The following is a 15089-nucleotide window of genomic DNA, read 5'->3' as shown; positions in this document are numbered from 1 at the left end:
CGGGCCTTTTTAGAGGCTAACCGGGTAAGTAGTAGAAATTTCTTACTGATGCCCGTTAGTCAATTCATGTAATCTGCTCACCATCATGTGCTAATAAAATCGTCAAAAAAAGAGCTGCGCCGGTCCATTCTGAGCGTAGCTCTTTTGTATTGAACACTATCTTTTTTGCCTGATGGCGGCTGTATATCCCGTCTCAAAAAGCGTCAACACCGGGTATGTTTACCTTATATCCGCTCCAGCAGGTTCAAAAACTCCTGTTTTTTGTTTCGTGATACAGGAATGTTTTTGTTATTAGCCATAATCACTTCGCCCCCGTCGCCCCGGATGTATTTCTGAACGTATCGCACATTAATCAGAAAGCCGTGATGAACCCGGCAAAAGCCTTTGCTTTCGAGTACCTCCTCCACTTCTTTCAGGGTCTTGGAAATCAAAATAGCTTTCCCGTTGGTCAGAAAAAAATGCGTGTAGCCCCCGTCCGATTCACAATAGCAAATCTCCTCACTGGTCAAAATCTGTAAGCCTTCCATCGTGGGCAGCGCAATCCGGTCGCCGGTTTTCTGGTGGTTCAGGTACGCGACAAACGCACTGATAGAAGCCCCCGGCCTGACCGTCAGGGTTTCTGCAGCCTTCGCTACGGCCTGCCGTAGTTCATCTTTATCCACTGGCTTCAGTATATAGTCGAGCGCATTGTGGCGAATGGCCTGAATGGCATACTCGTTGTAAGCCGTTGTAAATATGACCCGAAAGCTGGGATTACGGCACATGCTGAGCAGATCGAACCCGCTCATGCCTGGCATCTCGATGTCCAGAAAAAGCAGGTCGGGCTGGTGGTTCTCAATGGCTTCCAGGCTTGCCGGGCCGTCGGCGCAGGCAGCCAGTAGTGTGATTTGCGGACAGTGTCTGGCTAAAAGTAAGGCCAGCACATCGCGACAGTGCTTTTCGTCGTCAACCAGAATCGCCGTCATGAAGCAGGTAGTTTTAGGGTGAAATTCACGCAGGTACCAGCCGGTAGCCCGCTTTTTTGGTATCGATCCGTATAGGTAATCGCTCCGTCAACATCATACATTTCGTTCATGAGCCGCAGACGCTCTTCAATCAGATTCACCCCATACCCTTTGTGATTGGTCAATGGTTGCTGGCGTAAACGGGACGAGGCTTCCCGACCAATTCCATTGTCGACAATCTCGATAATCAATCGGTTTGTTTCTTTCCGACAGATAATCAGTAGCCGGCGAATACCCTCTTTTTTTGGCAGCAATCCGTGCCAGATGGCGTTTTCCACGTAAGGTTGGGTAATCAGCGGTGGCACCCGAATCAGGTCCTGGTCGAGGGCGTCACTTACCTGAAAGCTGACCTCGAAGCAATTGTCGTAACGTAGTTGCTCCAGTTCAACGTAAATCTGTAATGCTTTTAGTTCGCTTCGCAATGAAACCCACTCCGTTCGGGCGTTGTCCAGTATCTGCCGCATCAGCCGGGAGAATTTGGTGAGCAGGGTGGACGCACTATCGGTTTCATTTTGTAAGATAAGGCTATTAATCGAGTTGAGACTGTTGAAGATGAAATGCGGATTCATCTGCATACGAAGGGCCAGCAGTTTGGTTTCAGCCACCCGTTTGTTGGTCTCCATCAACTGCCGTTCGGCTTGCCGGAAGGCCTGTTCCGTGATCACATGATTTATTTTTTGGGCACATATAGTTGCCACCGTCGTCAAAATCCGGAGGTGCTGGAGCGTAAAAAAATAAGGTTCCGGGTGTTCCGCGTCGATAATACCCACCACGTTTCCATCCAGAAGAATAGGAATGGTAATTTCGGACGGGCGGGCACAATCGTCCTGAATGTAACGGCTGTCTACCGATGTATCGCCAATACGTTCCGCTTTTCCGGTGGCGGCTACAGTACCAACAATTCCGGTCCCCAGTGTAATCTCGATGGGCTGTAGAATCAGGTCTGCTTCGGGGTTTTTAGGACCATAAGCAGCTTTCTGTACCAGTACGCCCCGCTCCTGATCGAGCCAGTAGATGACACAATCCACGAAATTGAGCCGACTGATGCAGTTTCGCACCACATCCCAGAGCACCTGCTGAATGGTTGACTGCGTAATGAGCGAAGTAGCGAAGTAGTTTACCGCTTTCTCAGCTTCCAGTTCGTCCAGCAGCGCACTCCGTTGGCGTATCGCCGGGTTAACTCGTTTGTTCAGTCGTCCCATGTATCAGCATAAATCAACGAAGCAACTACGCCAAATGGAGTATACTTGTAAAGATAAACTGAATACCCGGTGATTTTCACTCGATAACTAACGAAAAAAGACTATTATTGGTCATTCGTTGCCACTTGTTTCCTCCTCATTAACAGCATTGTAACGCCCGGCGCATCATTGATTTGAACCCACGCTTTTTTCTCTATCCCGTGTTACTGAACGGGCTGCTGAATAGCTGGCCAGGGTTACTTTTGGCTCAGCCAGCCGCGCCCTCCCCCCCTGTTGCGACTGAAATTTCGACGCCCCCGCCTACCCGCTGGTTTCAGCACCTGACGTTGCGGGAGGGATTGGCCGACAACTTTACGACGGCCATCACACAGGACAGATCCGGTTTTATATGGATTGGAACGGTGAAAGGACTGACCCGGTTCGACGGGCGGAACTGTCGCAACTTCACCCGCCAGGCGGGTAATCCACAATCGCTGTCGCACCGGGTGGTGCGGTCGGTGTTGACCGCTCGAAATGGCACGCTTTGGGTCGGTACCCAGCGAGGTCTCGACCGCTACGACCCGGCCGTGCAGTCATTTCGGCGGCATTCGTTTGAGCGATTCGGGGCCAATGGCAACATCGTCAGCAAACTGGCCGAAACGCCTGATGGCATCCTGTGGTGTGGCACGAAGGATGGCCTGGTTCGTTTCGACCCGGTTTCCGGCCAGGCCCGGCATCTGCGCATTCCGGCAGATGCTGCAGGCCGGGCCGATGCCAACACAATTCGTTCGCTGCTGATTAACGGCCCCACGATCTGGGTTGGTACGCAGGCCGGGCTATATGCCTATAACTGGCGTACCAATCACGTTCGGACCTTTCGCCACCAGGAATCTACCCCGAGTTCACTTCCCGGCGACTACGTAGCGGCTCTGGCCAAAAATCCGCACACGAACGAGCTGGTTGTGGGGACGAACAATGGGTTTGTAGCCCTGCTCGACCAAGCTACCGGCGCGTTTCGGCGGTTACCGCTGCTGGCTGGTAATCAGGCGGTGGCTTCGCTGCTGTACACTACAACCGGGGCGTTATGGGTAGGCTTGGGTAGTGGTGGGCTGCATCAGTACAACCCCGTCACCAACACGTTTACCGCCTATTTGAGTGAAGAGCTAAATCCGAGAAGTTTAGGCTGTAACTGCGTGAAAGGGTTGTTTGAAGACCGGAACGGGCTGGTCTGGATTGTTACCGACGACGTGGGCATAAACTGGACCAACCCAACAATCGAAAAGTTTCACCTGGTATTCGATGAAGTTGGCTATCGGCCTGCTTCATCATTGGGTTTGGCCGCCCTTAAACTGTCAGTCGGCAAAAAAAATGAGCTTTGGGTAGCTACCCACGAAGGCCTGCTTCAGATTGATCCAAAAACGCGGACGTTCAGTCAGCACCGCCATAATCCGAAAGACCCTAATAGCCTGGGCACTGATTTTCTGTATACCGTATTGGCCGACCGGCGGGGAGTAGTGTGGGCGGGCGGGGGTGGACTGACCCGTTTCGACCTCATCAATAATCGATTTTTGCGGATTCCCTGCCTTGTTTCACCCGACAAGACTCGTGGCGCCCAACGTGATTTTGTGGCGGGCGATCAGGTATTTTCCATCATCGAGAGCCGGGATGGGCGTATTTTTATCGGTACCAGCGATAAGTTGACAATCTACGATCCCCGCACCAACACGTTTAGTAATCGGTTTACCGACGAGTATATCCGGAAACTCCCCGGCAAAAATTATAATATCCTGTATCTCGACCGCCACGACAATTTATGGGTCGGCGGTTTTGGCCCCGTCTATAAAATCAGTCCAGACTGGCAGCTGCTGACTCAGTATACACACGATGAAAACAATCCCAACACACTGCCCGACGAAGGAGTTACGGGCTTTGCCGAGGATGCTGCCGGGTACATCTGGATGGCTACCGACAACGGATTGGCCCGTCTGGATGAGCGGAGCGGCCGCTTCCGAACGTTTACTACCCAACATGGTCTGCCCAGCAACGACATCTCATCGGTGCTGACCACGGGCGATACGCTGTGGGTAAGCACCAGCCGGGGACTGGCCTTTATAAACACCCGCCTACTGCGGATAACCGCTTTTGATGATGACGACGGACTGCCCCCCGCCGAGTTTGGGTCTGATGCCATTACGCGTGACACCACCGGACGAATTTATATAGGCAATTCGCGGGGAGTGGTGTCGGTTCAACCCCGGGCCATGCGGCTGAACCGACTGGTACCCCCTATTTTCCTAACCTCATTTCGGGTTGATGGACGGGAGTTTCTGCGCGGTCCGGTCGAGCATCCACTTCCTGTTGTGCTGCGACACGTTCAGAACAGTTTTGCCTTCGATATGGCCGCGCTGAGTTTTGACAATCCGGCAGGGAACCAGTTTGCTTACCGGCTGGACGGGTTCGAAGACCGCTGGAACAAGGTGGGCAACCGGCCCTTTGCCAGCTATACCAACGTGCCGCCCGGTGACTATATACTCCACATAATAGGGTCCAATAATGACGGCGTCTGGAATCGGCAGGGTTACCGGTTGTCGGTTCGTATTACGCCCCCTTTCTGGCAGCGGTGGTGGTTTCGGTTTGGAGTTTTGGCCCTGTTCGTTACCAGTATGGTACTGATAGCCCGCTGGCGCGAAAACCGATTTGTGCGGGAGCAACACGAGAAGAGCGACCTCCGCGAGCGGATTGCCGCGTCGGAGATGAAAGCACTTCGGTCGCAAATGAACCCGCATTTCCTGTACAACTCACTGAATTCCATCAGGTTATTCATACTTCAGCATGACAGCGACAATGCAGACCACTACCTGGTAAAATTCTCCCGGCTCATGCGGCTCATCCTCGAAAACTCCCGGCAGGAATGGGTAACGCTCGCCAGCGAACTCGATCAGCTTCACCTGTACCTGGAACTGGAACAACTTCGATTCGATAATACATTCGACTTTTTTATCGACACCGACCCCGCCATTGATCAGGAAAGCGTGTCGATTCCGCCCATGATTATTCAGCCGTATGTCGAAAATTCGATTCTTCACGGCATGGCGCACAAACAGGGCCGGGGTCAAATTTCAGTTCGCATAACGCCCGCTGGTGAGGGGCTGGAATGCCGGGTAGAAGATGACGGAGTGGGACGAAAAAAAGCGGCTGAACTAAAAAGTAAAATGGCATCGTCGCACAAAAGCATGGGGCTTCAGGTAACCCAGGAGCGGTTGAATCTCATCAGCCAGCGCGATGGTAAGGAAACCCGCATCATGGTCATTGACACGGTAGATGCCCAAAATCGGCCAACCGGTACCACCGTAGTAATTCCACTTCCTACAAGGCTGGTATAAAAAGGGGCCTGGCTCAATGTCCAGGCCCCTTTTCGTAATATAGCACCCAGACACCGGCTATGGATGGACCCCAATGTCGGTAACCAGATACTCGTAGGGTTTTGTAGAAACCAGAGTGGCATTCGCTACATTGAACTCTTTTGCTTCCGTTACGTAGCCATTCAGGTTAAGCAGGTACGTGTAGTAGTAGGTAAGCTGCACCTGATTTTCAGGCATTTTCCTCGATGTCACCAGCTTCATCAAGTGTTTGCCGGACTTTCCAAATATTTTAAGATAAGGGTCGGGAAAGTCAGCCAGGGCCGAGTTGAGCGGATAGCGGTCCAGCAAAATAGGATCACCAGCCGGCTGGTCATAGGTAAAGGTAATTTCGTTACTACCCTGGCCATATAGTTTAGTTAAGGTTGCTTTGCTCAAATCCCCTGCCGCATTGAATAGGTAATCGGTATGCTCGGATGGGTGGTCTTTGTTCGTGCGGCTTTTCACCTGGCCCAGGGCATTATACTGGTACAAATAGCGGCTTGTATAAGTCTCCGTGCCAAAACTGTAAAAGACGTATTCCGTTTGTTTGGATTCAACGCAACGTCCATTCGCATCGACTGAGTACAGCTCTTCATGAACCACGGTGCTGCCTGCATAGTAAGTCGCTTTAATCCACTGAGGGCCGTATGAATAATAGACGTAACTATACTGATTGGGCACTGGGCCGCGGCCGTAAGTCACTTTTTGCAGCCGGCCATCGCCATAATACGTCAGGTTGGCCTGACCGTGTTTCGTCAGAGTGTATTTCTGGGGTACGCCCGGGTTGATCGCTTCCCGGGCCGATGCGGTCTGCACAGGCACCGACTCAGGGGAGACCATCCTGTTATCCTGACAGGAAACGAAGCTGATTGACAGCATCAACCCAACAACTTTGGTAATCTTTCTAACTAAGGTGCTCATTCGTATCTGTGTTTTTGGCTATGATGGATTTGATTTATGAAGCAAAGTTGAGAGACTGACCAGCCACCACCAAGCGGCAATCAATACCCGGATACTTTGCGTCCATAACCCGCTAACCCTGACCCCTAACGCGCAGATGAGGTGAACATTCTCTCTGCAAGCGTGCGTATAAGTACGCCCTACCGCGCGTAGGGGCGTACTTATACGCACGCTTTGCTTCTGTATCAACCCAAAATCAACTCAAGTCTGGCGGTTATTAGGCCAAAACTACCAGTTATACGTTGGGGCTGGTCGGACCAGGCATTTCCCAATACGTTTGCATCATCATTTACCCACCTTCGATCATGATAAAACTACTTATCTGCAAATCAGCGACAGTACTTTTTGGCGTTCTGGCTATCGGAATTCTTGCCAGACTACATCCCGTTACCCAGCACCTGCATCACGGCGATTTACTGGGTGCCGCGCTGGGGTTGCTGGGAGCTATTTTCGGTACCCAATGGATCGAGTACCGAAAACAACTAGATACGAGCGCATCCCAGCGCGACCAATGTTAATCCGGTTTGCGGTACAGGTAGCTGGTTTCGGCTTACTGTACGCGCTGGTACTGCTGGCTACGTTTCCATTTCTCGTTTATTTTGGCAAGCCCAAACCCTGGCAAAAAGTAGCTGAATTCCTGCTGTCCTTTCCAATCGACAATGAGAAACTGGGCTTGTTCTCATTTGCCGGTACTGCCCTGGTTGTTCTTGGTAACGGCCTGCTCTGGGGCATAGTGGTGGTAGGAACAGGTTGGATGTGGAAGCTTGTAATCAGTAGTTTATAAACTTATGCAGTTAACAAAAACCAAGCTATACCATGGTGAACGAAAAAACAGTAATCGACGAATGGTCCGTCAAAGACCTCGAAGACAATTCTTCCCTATCTATTAAGGTTATCGACTGCCCCGAACTGGGCAACCGGTCGCTGCCCGGCATTCAGCTAATTTATATGGGCAACATCGTCAACGTTGAGCCAGACGTTGTTGAACGCTGGGCCTATCAGGCTACTAAGGCGGGCGTAACGGATTACCTGCTGGAAGACAAGTCGTGGCTGGTGCATGAGAACCAGTTTGTTAAGATCTATCTGATTCTCGGCTCGCCCCTCAAAGTAAGGGTATCAGTAAAAACCCGTAGCTCGAAAGTCATCAGCAAAGAATACGAGCTGCCTTTTGACGTATAAACCAACCCCGTTATGAAGGCTCTATTTAAAGCTCCAATGTGGGCTGCCCTGCCCGTTTATCCTGCTTTCTTCCAGTCACTTATCTACTCATTTCTGTGCATGAACAATCTCCTGAAACGGTCTGCCAACCTTGGGTCGGAGCGATTTAATATCATCCGACCCGGTGAGTACGGAAAACAGGTGGCCTCCAGCAGGTGGCGGCATCGGCTATTCGTCAGCGGCCTTATGCTGCTGTCGGTTTTGGCAGCTAACGCCCAGATCAACTGGACAAACCGACCTCAAACACCAGCCCAGCCCCTCGCAGATGTCGCTTATGGAGCGGGTAGATACGTAGCCGTAGGGGGCGAAGGCGGTGAGATTATCCGAACTTCGGATGATGGTATTCCCTGGACAACGGTACTCGCCGACCCTGGTTCGGCAAGTTTGTATGGTATTGTCTATGCCGCCGGTAAGTTTGTGGCGGTGGGTGAAAATGGTACTGTGCGCACCTCAACGGACGGCCTGACGTGGACTCCTCAGGTTTCCGGTACGGACAAGTTTTTGGTCCGTGTCACCTACGGCGGAGGCCAGTTTATGGCGGTGGGTTATGGGGGTACGGCCATCACCTCAACGGATGGCGTAAACTGGACTACTCAAACAACCGGTACAACCAGTAATTTTTTGGGCGTTACCTACGGGGGCGGACAGTTTGTGATTGTCGGTTATCAGGGTCTCATCCGAACGACCCCCAATGGCATTATCTGGACAGCCAGAACATCGGGGACAAGCTCAGCCCTAACTTCGGTTACCGTTGGCAAAAGCGGGATTTTTGTCGCTGTTGGTTTTAGTAGTGCTATCGTTACGTCAATGGATGGCATAACCTGGACAGTCCGGTCAGCACCCGGCTTTGGCGACCTGCTGGGTGGCGTAGCCTGTAATCTGGCAACGGGACAGTTTGTGGCGGTATCCAATCATAGTAATGAAGTGCTCACCTCCCCCGATGGCATAACCTGGTCCCTTACCTATTCCGGTACTCAACTGAGGTTGTACGGAGTGGGCTACGTTAATGGGCAGTTTATTGCGATGGGGGAGTCAGGGACTATCCGCTCGTCGACCAACGGAACGGCCTGGCATCCACTAACTATAACGCCTGACCTGGAATTTAAAGCAGCCGCCTACGGTAACGGTCATTACGTGGCCGTAGGGGGGTACCCGTTTGGAAATCACCCGGCCATCGGTACCGCTGCCGCCTACTCGACGGATGGCATCAACTATTCGTTGAGTTCCACCGACCCTTTTATAGGAACTGCCGGAGGATTTCGCGATGTCGTTTTTGGCAACGGTCAGTTTGTGGCCGTTGGGACTAACGCAATCATCCAAACCTCTGTGGATGGTACCTTATGGTTCACTCAATACTCGTCACTCGGAGCAACGCTCAATGGTATTGCTTACGGGGGAGGGCAGTACGTAGCCATCGGGGCTGGGCTTACCGTACGCTCTACCAACGGAACAACCTGGACGGATGCATTCACTCAGTCAACCAACCTTTACAGTGGCATTATCTACGCGCAGGGACAATTTGTAGCAGTCGGTTATCAGGGGAGCATTGGTACGTCGACGGATGGCGCAGTCTGGACACCCCGCACCTCCGGTACTGCTACCCAGTTGAATAGCGTAGTGTACGGCAATGGAATGTATATGGCGGTGGGGGCTGCTGGTGCCATAACCAAGTCGGCTGATGGTATTACCTGGACGACTGGTGTACCGTTCACTGGTTTAGCCATCAATGATATTACATTTGGGAATAGCCAGTTCGTGACCACCGGGGAAAATGGTGAAATCTTCACCTCCACCAATGGCACGGACTGGACTAAACGAATAACGGGCACCGATGGCTTCAAACTAAACGGCATCGGTCATGCCAATGGTTTGTTCGTTTCGGTTGGGGATGGCGCCTATATTATCACCTCCCCCGATGATGGCAATGTTCCCCCACCCTCCGGCAACTTTGCCATAGCGGGTGTAACATTAGTGAACTGTGCAGCGGTTTCGCCTACTAACCGGTCGCTTAGTTTCACCCCGACCTACACCGGCACCAACGGTCAGTCCATCACCTTTTCGGTGCTCAACGAAATGCTGCCTACCACCAGTCCCGGCCCCTACACCCTGTCGGTATACACGGACAACCCGGTTATCACCCTCAAAGCTACCCAAAGCGGTACCGCTGGTGAAGCCAGCTTTACCTACAACTGGTTAGCCACCTGTGGCGGTAGTCCACCCCCACCCTCCGGCAACTTTGCCATAGCGGGTGTAACATTAGTGAACTGTGCAGCGGTTTCGCCTACTAACCGGTCGCTTAGTTTCATCCCGACCTACACCGGTACCAACGGTCAGGCCATCACCTTTTCGGTGCTCAACGAAATGCTGCCCACCACCAGTCCCGGCCCCTATACCCTGTCGGTATACACGGACAACCCGGTTATCACCCTCAAAGCTACCCAAAGCGGTACTGCTGGTGAAGCCAGCTTTACCTACAACTGGTTAGCCGCCTGTGGTAATGGGAACGCCCGGCTGGGAGCCGAACCAGAGACTGAACTGACCGTAAGGGTGCTGGGCAACCCGGTGGAACATACGGTAGGCGTTGAGGTGACGGGAGTTGAAGGAGCTACGCTGAGTTTGTCGCTGACCAACATGGCGGGATACGTAGTTGGGCAGCACCGTACCGGGCAGGCTCACCGGACGGATCGGTATGATTTCGATGTGTTGAACCAACCGGCGGGGATATTGCTACTGCGGGTTAGTACGGGCAGTCAGACCCGAACAGTACGTATTCTGAAAAACGACTAGTCGCACGAAGTAACTTAATTTCTACTGCCTTTCGATGTATAAACCGTTCACAGAACGCAATATGAAGCCGCTACTGATAATATTGATGCTGGGCAATCTGATGTGGATCGTCCCAACGGGGACCGCCCCCAATCGAACAAGGCCGTATAATCCGACCAGGGGCATGGCTAACGCCCGGTCCAGTTCGGTCATCGACAGCGTAAGTGCACGGGATGCGCGGCAAACGGTTATCAACTTTCTGGTCTGGTATAAAAAACACTGTCTGGCAGCCAACCGGATACTGCTGGTCAATCAGCGGGCGGGACAGCCCTACTCGGTCAACCTGAAAAATGGAGAGCGGTACCTGACCTATCTCGACAGCAGCCACCGGCTGACCAATGGGTACCTGGACCGATGGCGAACGTTTTTCAGGGAACGTGATGCGGCCTTTCGGCTACACCCGCAATACGAAGGACCACCCGGCGGGTTTGAGTTCGATTTGGTCATGCTGAATCAAGACGTCGATAAGCAGCTTGCCTCGCTCAGGTCGCTGACGATGGGAAAGGTAACCATCACGAACGGGCAGGCGATAGTCGGGTTTACGCTCTTGGACGCCTACGAATTTCGACTGGTACGCCAAAACGGACACTGGCTGATCGACGAAATCCTGAACCAGAGTCAGGAATAAAAACAGGAAAGACTATGGAGCCATCGACAATCAGGGAGCTCGACGACTGGATGACTGCGCATTGCTACCCTGACAGCTACGCCATCGGAAACCGAATTATTGGTGAAGGCTACGGCTTATACCACGACGGAAATTTGTTCGTGTGGTTCTACACCGAACGTGGGGTACGCGACAACCTGCGCTGTTTTCAGACCGAATCAGAAGCCGTTGCCCACGCCTTTGCTGCCATAACCGGCGATAAAACGGCGAACAGGCACCTGATTGGCTTCGTGACGGATAAAATCCAGAAACAGGCGTTGCTAACAGAACTCGACGCGAGGGGCATAAAATACGGGGAAGATAAAATACCGTTTGGTGGCCTGTACGACAGACGAAGTCGAATTTTCCTTTTCGGCTGCGACATCCGCCGGGTTGCTGACCTTCAGGAAAAATATGGGCCGTGGCAACATCGGGATTAACGAACACTTACCGACCGGGTAGCGGCATGGCCTGCACTCAGTCTAAACCACTTACTATCAAGATGTCTGTCATTAAAATCCTCAGCGGTATCAACTGGCTGCTCATCGGTATATATGGTGTCTTTACCATCTGGGCGTTGCTGCAAAAGGCGAACTCGGCCAATGATGCCGGGGGTAGTGAGCAGGAAGTCGCCCTGAAAGGAATCGGCGTTTTTCTGTTGCTAGTGTTGGCCGGGCTGAACTGGGTACCCTATCAATGGACAAAAATCGTAGCCTTACTGCTCGTTATATCACTCCTGTTGCTACTTCGCTACATCAGTGCCCACTAGGCCGTTAGGGTAGCGGCCTAACTGGTATCAAAGTCAACTAAACCCAAACGACTATGAACCTGGACCAGTTTCCTACCCTCGACCAACTATGTCAGCTCATTGGCAGTGTCGATGATAACCAGGATTCACACATTCTTTTCGTGACCAAAAACGGGGATGTTCACCTGTCTCCTTTTTGGGCCGATACCGCTTACGGAGCCGACTACGCGAATGAAGATACGCTTCAGTTTGTACTGGACACCTTCATGATAGCAGAAGGATACACGGGGCAGCAGGCAGCGCAGGACCCGGAATGGATGGACGGATTATTTTCAGAACTCAAAGAAAACTGGGCCTTAAAAACAATCGGACTTACCTGAAAAACAAGCTAATGCGTAACGCCGGTCAAACGTTTTCACTCAATTACAAACCCCTTACTAACAGCATCATGTCAACCAATCTATGCCTTATGGGCTTACTAACGCTACTCTCCCTGTCGGGACCAGGTTACGGGCAGGCTAAGAAACCCGTCACGAATTTTCTCGGCATTCAGCCCTCAGTCATTATTCAGAAAAAGGTCTATCAATTAGCCTGGTCGGCCCACCCAGATGCCTCGCTGTACAAACAGGAGTACCTGACCGTCGGTGATAATTTCCCAAAATACAAGTCGATGGTTGGCGTCGACTTTATGGTCACCGAATCGGGTATAGACCAGGCCGTTGACACCAAACTTCGCGAATTGGATATTCTGAAACGGTCCTGTCCTATCGTCAACTACGAAGTGATTAGGAACCCCACTACGGGCGAAAAAATCATCGACTGCCTGATCGGTAACCAGGCCGCAACTGAGCGGGATAATCTGGTAGAGCGGAACGTGTATCGATTCCAATCCGTCAGGGCCAAATCGGGTCAGCGCGGCATCCTGTTGTTCGCCGTCAGTATCCGCAAATACGGGTCGGAGATTACGCCATTTCTGACTCGATTGAAAGCGGAGAAGCCACTCCTGGTCAACGAAATAGCCAAACTGACATTACCGATAGTTCAATTATAAAACCTGCCAAATCAACCAAAACGCATGAAATACGCAGGCATCGGATTCCTCATTGGTCTGGCAGGTTACGTCCTTGCCGCATTACTGAGCTACTACTTTATTGGTAAATTTTCGTCCAACGGGCACGACCGGAGTGTTGAAGCGAGTATGACCAGCCTGTTCGTTTTCGGCCCGATTGGCTTCGTTCTGGCATTTGTCGGCGGCTATTTCTGGGCTAAACACACGTTTTAAAACAGCTGTTTATGCCCGACACCGACCTAAACGCCGAACCCAGCCTGCAGATAAGCTACACCGAAGACGGACGCAGTGGCACGATTCACTACGCCAGCCCCGAAACTACGTTCGATATGTGGTATGAGCTGGCTATACCGCCTGCCGTGGCCGATATTGGCATTCCCGAACCCCGATATTGGGAGGCCCGGACAAAAACATCCCTCCCGCAGCGTGAAGCCATCCTCCGGCTTATCGGTCAGCAGGTGATAAACGACAAACTGGCGGGAGATGGGTATTATCTGTTCAACGACCAGACAATGACGGTCTATTCGGGTAAAAAACCGGATACAGCCTGACGGATACTGCTATAGAAAATCCGTTTTCATTACTTACAACTCGTTAGCCGCTTGGAAGCCTTACTTCGCTACGATGCCCCAGGCAAAAGCCGACGGTCAAACTATAATTACCGGGCAGTAATCAAGCTTGTCAGGTCTGGTCAAGTAAGGCAGATGAAGGTCTGGCAAACGATTAAGAGCTGTTTATAGTCTGATTGAGTAGCCCGGTTAACCGCCTGCCAGGCAGAGGGCCGGCAACAACCGTTAGCTAAATATACGGCAGTGCATACCTCAATAATTTGCTATCTTCCAATGATCAACTGAATGAATCAGAATGGCGGCAAAACTGATTATCTGGTGGCCTACACTTAATCAATTAGTTAAACAGGCAATCATTATTGCAGTCTGTATCTCATTGAATGTTGTCTGTTTTTTTACCATTTATACGGCTGCTGAGCACCGCGCAGAGGCCGAATACCTGAAGCCCTTTCAACAGGCCGATAGTTTGATGGAATTGGAAATTCGCCAGCAATATCCCCATCTTTCCAGCTTTCGTACCCAGATTTTCCAGAATCAGTATTTTTTCCTTCAGAATAAAAAAGACTTCTTCAAAATGCGGCTTGTCCGTTTTTACGTAGCGTACATCGGTGTTGTCGGCTGTAGTTTGATTATGACCCTTATGCTGGCGGGTTTACTCGCCTTTATTGCCAATCGGGGGTGGGCAAATACCGGTCAAAGTACCCGGTTTCTGTTTGTAACGGTCGCTTTATTTACCACTTTACATGCCTCCATATTAGCCGTGTTTAACTTAGAAGAAAACGCGACCAATAACCTTCGTCTATTCAACGATCACAAGGGCGTTCAAATCGACATTTATGATTACATGACGACGTCCGGAAGACTCATGGCCACCGATTCCGTAAAGGTATACGCGAATGCCGATTCGATGATTCACAACGTGAACCAGCAAATAAAGGCCTTAAACCGAGTCTTTTATTCTATTAATCAAAGCTCAATTAATGAAATAAGCCTCGATCCGTATCTATCCAAAGCGGGTGCTAAGTGAAGAGAAAGCAACAATTCCAGGTTGTTCGGCAGTTGCGCTGTATGGGTGCGGCACATTCTTGTGAAAACCCACAAATCCTTACAGCACCGAAATTGTAAATTTCGAATTCTACTTAATTCCATTACTACAAGGTCCTATAGTACAATGGTTCGTCAATTTTAGAAGAGTAAAAAGGCGTGTTAGTTTTGGGTCTCTGACCTCCAAAGCCTAACAACGCCTTTATGCAAAGACTTGCCTTGCTAACTACAATAGTAGCCAGCTTACCTGATTTGACCAAGCCTCGTCGCCAATTTGTTGCCCACATACTCATGCTTTTTCTCAGTGTTCGTCACCGGATCAATTTTCTACAACTGGCTCGCCACAGTGATCAGTATGCTGAAAACACCATGCGGCTGCACTTCGAAGAGTACCTAGACTTCGCTTCGATGAATCGAGCCCTA

Annotated in this window: 17 protein-coding genes; 14 read left to right on the top strand and 3 right to left on the bottom strand. The window is 51.2% G+C overall.

Features of this window, described 5'->3' with window-relative positions:
* Positions 1–224: 224 nt before the first annotated feature.
* Both B157_RS0130315 and B157_RS0130310 read right to left on the bottom strand, forming a co-directional pair.
* Positions 225–965, bottom strand: coding sequence for a LytR/AlgR family response regulator transcription factor (locus B157_RS0130315; RefSeq protein WP_020607058.1), 741 nt, complete (start codon positions 963–965; stop codon positions 225–227).
* Positions 962–2206, bottom strand: coding sequence for a histidine kinase (locus B157_RS0130310; protein WP_020607057.1), 1245 nt, complete (start codon positions 2204–2206; stop codon positions 962–964). The genes B157_RS0130315 and B157_RS0130310 overlap by 4 nt, the downstream gene beginning before the upstream one ends.
* A gap of 173 nt (positions 2207–2379) precedes the next feature.
* Between B157_RS0130310 and B157_RS0130305 the strand changes: the two genes are divergently transcribed.
* The gene (locus tag B157_RS0130305) at positions 2380–5568 is read left to right on the top strand and encodes a two-component regulator propeller domain-containing protein (RefSeq protein ID WP_020607056.1); all 3189 of its coding nucleotides are present in this window, start codon (positions 2380–2382) and stop codon (positions 5566–5568) included.
* Between the two features lie 57 nt (positions 5569–5625).
* On the opposite strand, the gene B157_RS0130300 is transcribed toward B157_RS0130305, so the two are convergent.
* Positions 5626–6507, bottom strand: a complete 882-nt coding sequence (locus B157_RS0130300; RefSeq protein WP_157618640.1) for a hypothetical protein — start codon at positions 6505–6507, stop codon at positions 5626–5628.
* Positions 6508–6851: 344 nt separating this feature from the next.
* On the opposite strand from B157_RS0130300, the gene B157_RS0130295 reads away from it, so the two are divergent.
* From B157_RS0130295 to B157_RS39480, 13 genes are all read left to right on the top strand, one after another.
* Positions 6852–7064 (top strand): hypothetical protein, encoded by a 213-nt coding sequence (locus B157_RS0130295; RefSeq protein WP_020607054.1) that lies wholly within the window; start codon positions 6852–6854, stop codon positions 7062–7064.
* Complete coding sequence (locus B157_RS0130290) at positions 7058–7330, top strand: hypothetical protein (RefSeq protein WP_020607053.1); 273 nt, start codon at positions 7058–7060, stop codon at positions 7328–7330. Before B157_RS0130295 ends, B157_RS0130290 begins: the two co-directional genes overlap by 7 nt.
* A gap of 32 nt (positions 7331–7362) precedes the next feature.
* The gene (locus B157_RS0130285) at positions 7363–7725 is read left to right on the top strand and encodes a hypothetical protein (RefSeq protein WP_020607052.1); all 363 of its coding nucleotides are present in this window, start codon (positions 7363–7365) and stop codon (positions 7723–7725) included.
* Positions 7726–7737: 12 nt separating this feature from the next.
* Positions 7738–10551 (top strand): T9SS type A sorting domain-containing protein, encoded by a 2814-nt coding sequence (locus B157_RS39960; protein ID WP_245565355.1) that lies wholly within the window; start codon positions 7738–7740, stop codon positions 10549–10551.
* A gap of 61 nt (positions 10552–10612) precedes the next feature.
* Positions 10613–11218, top strand: coding sequence for a YbjP/YqhG family protein (locus B157_RS39955; protein ID WP_245565347.1), 606 nt, complete (start codon positions 10613–10615; stop codon positions 11216–11218).
* A 14-nt stretch (positions 11219–11232) separates the two neighbouring features.
* On the top strand, positions 11233–11676 hold the full coding sequence (locus B157_RS0130265; RefSeq protein ID WP_026309070.1) for a hypothetical protein: 444 nt from the start codon (positions 11233–11235) through the stop codon (positions 11674–11676).
* 62 nt (positions 11677–11738) lie between these two features.
* Positions 11739–12005, top strand: coding sequence for a hypothetical protein (locus B157_RS0130260; protein WP_020607048.1), 267 nt, complete (start codon positions 11739–11741; stop codon positions 12003–12005).
* A gap of 53 nt (positions 12006–12058) precedes the next feature.
* On the top strand, positions 12059–12364 hold the full coding sequence (locus B157_RS0130255; protein ID WP_020607047.1) for a hypothetical protein: 306 nt from the start codon (positions 12059–12061) through the stop codon (positions 12362–12364).
* 68 nt (positions 12365–12432) lie between these two features.
* The gene (locus tag B157_RS0130250) at positions 12433–13035 is read left to right on the top strand and encodes a hypothetical protein (protein WP_041952355.1); all 603 of its coding nucleotides are present in this window, start codon (positions 12433–12435) and stop codon (positions 13033–13035) included.
* 24 nt (positions 13036–13059) lie between these two features.
* A complete protein-coding gene (locus tag B157_RS0130245) occupies positions 13060–13266 on the top strand; it encodes a hypothetical protein (RefSeq protein WP_020607045.1) in 207 nt (68 codons plus the stop codon).
* Positions 13267–13277: 11 nt separating this feature from the next.
* A complete protein-coding gene (locus B157_RS0130240; RefSeq protein ID WP_020607044.1) occupies positions 13278–13604 on the top strand; it encodes a hypothetical protein in 327 nt (108 codons plus the stop codon).
* A 313-nt stretch (positions 13605–13917) separates the two neighbouring features.
* Complete coding sequence (locus tag B157_RS0130235; protein WP_020607043.1) at positions 13918–14649, top strand: hypothetical protein; 732 nt, start codon at positions 13918–13920, stop codon at positions 14647–14649.
* 221 nt (positions 14650–14870) lie between these two features.
* A partial coding sequence (locus B157_RS39480) for a hypothetical protein (RefSeq protein ID WP_041951829.1) occupies positions 14871–15089 on the top strand: 219 nt, incomplete at its 3' end.

Source organism: Spirosoma spitsbergense DSM 19989 (assembly GCF_000374085.1).
In the GTDB taxonomy this organism is placed as follows: Bacteria; Bacteroidota; Bacteroidia; order Cytophagales; family Spirosomataceae; genus Spirosoma; species Spirosoma spitsbergense.
This window is presented reverse-complemented; position numbering and strand designations above follow the sequence as displayed.

Bases quoted from the DNA above. Each gene is read 5' to 3' on its own strand.
- B157_RS0130315 (WP_020607058.1), bottom strand. From the start codon at position 965: ATGACGGCGATTCTGGTTGACGACGAAAAGCACTGTCGCGATGTGCTG.
- B157_RS0130310 (WP_020607057.1), bottom strand. From the start codon at position 2,206: ATGGGACGACTGAACAAACGAGTTAACCCGGCGATACGCCAACGGAGT.
- B157_RS0130300 (WP_157618640.1), bottom strand. From the start codon at position 6,507: ATGAGCACCTTAGTTAGAAAGATTACCAAAGTTGTTGGGTTGATGCTG.
- B157_RS0130295 (WP_020607054.1), top strand. From the start codon at position 6,852: ATGATAAAACTACTTATCTGCAAATCAGCGACAGTACTTTTTGGCGTT.
- B157_RS0130290 (WP_020607053.1), top strand. From the start codon at position 7,058: ATGTTAATCCGGTTTGCGGTACAGGTAGCTGGTTTCGGCTTACTGTAC.
- B157_RS0130285 (WP_020607052.1), top strand. From the start codon at position 7,363: ATGGTGAACGAAAAAACAGTAATCGACGAATGGTCCGTCAAAGACCTC.
- B157_RS39960 (WP_245565355.1), top strand. From the start codon at position 7,738: ATGAAGGCTCTATTTAAAGCTCCAATGTGGGCTGCCCTGCCCGTTTAT.
- B157_RS39955 (WP_245565347.1), top strand. From the start codon at position 10,613: ATGAAGCCGCTACTGATAATATTGATGCTGGGCAATCTGATGTGGATC.
- B157_RS0130265 (WP_026309070.1), top strand. From the start codon at position 11,233: ATGGAGCCATCGACAATCAGGGAGCTCGACGACTGGATGACTGCGCAT.
- B157_RS0130260 (WP_020607048.1), top strand. From the start codon at position 11,739: ATGTCTGTCATTAAAATCCTCAGCGGTATCAACTGGCTGCTCATCGGT.
- B157_RS0130255 (WP_020607047.1), top strand. From the start codon at position 12,059: ATGAACCTGGACCAGTTTCCTACCCTCGACCAACTATGTCAGCTCATT.
- B157_RS0130250 (WP_041952355.1), top strand. From the start codon at position 12,433: ATGTCAACCAATCTATGCCTTATGGGCTTACTAACGCTACTCTCCCTG.
- B157_RS0130245 (WP_020607045.1), top strand. From the start codon at position 13,060: ATGAAATACGCAGGCATCGGATTCCTCATTGGTCTGGCAGGTTACGTC.
- B157_RS0130240 (WP_020607044.1), top strand. From the start codon at position 13,278: ATGCCCGACACCGACCTAAACGCCGAACCCAGCCTGCAGATAAGCTAC.
- B157_RS0130235 (WP_020607043.1), top strand. From the start codon at position 13,918: ATGGCGGCAAAACTGATTATCTGGTGGCCTACACTTAATCAATTAGTT.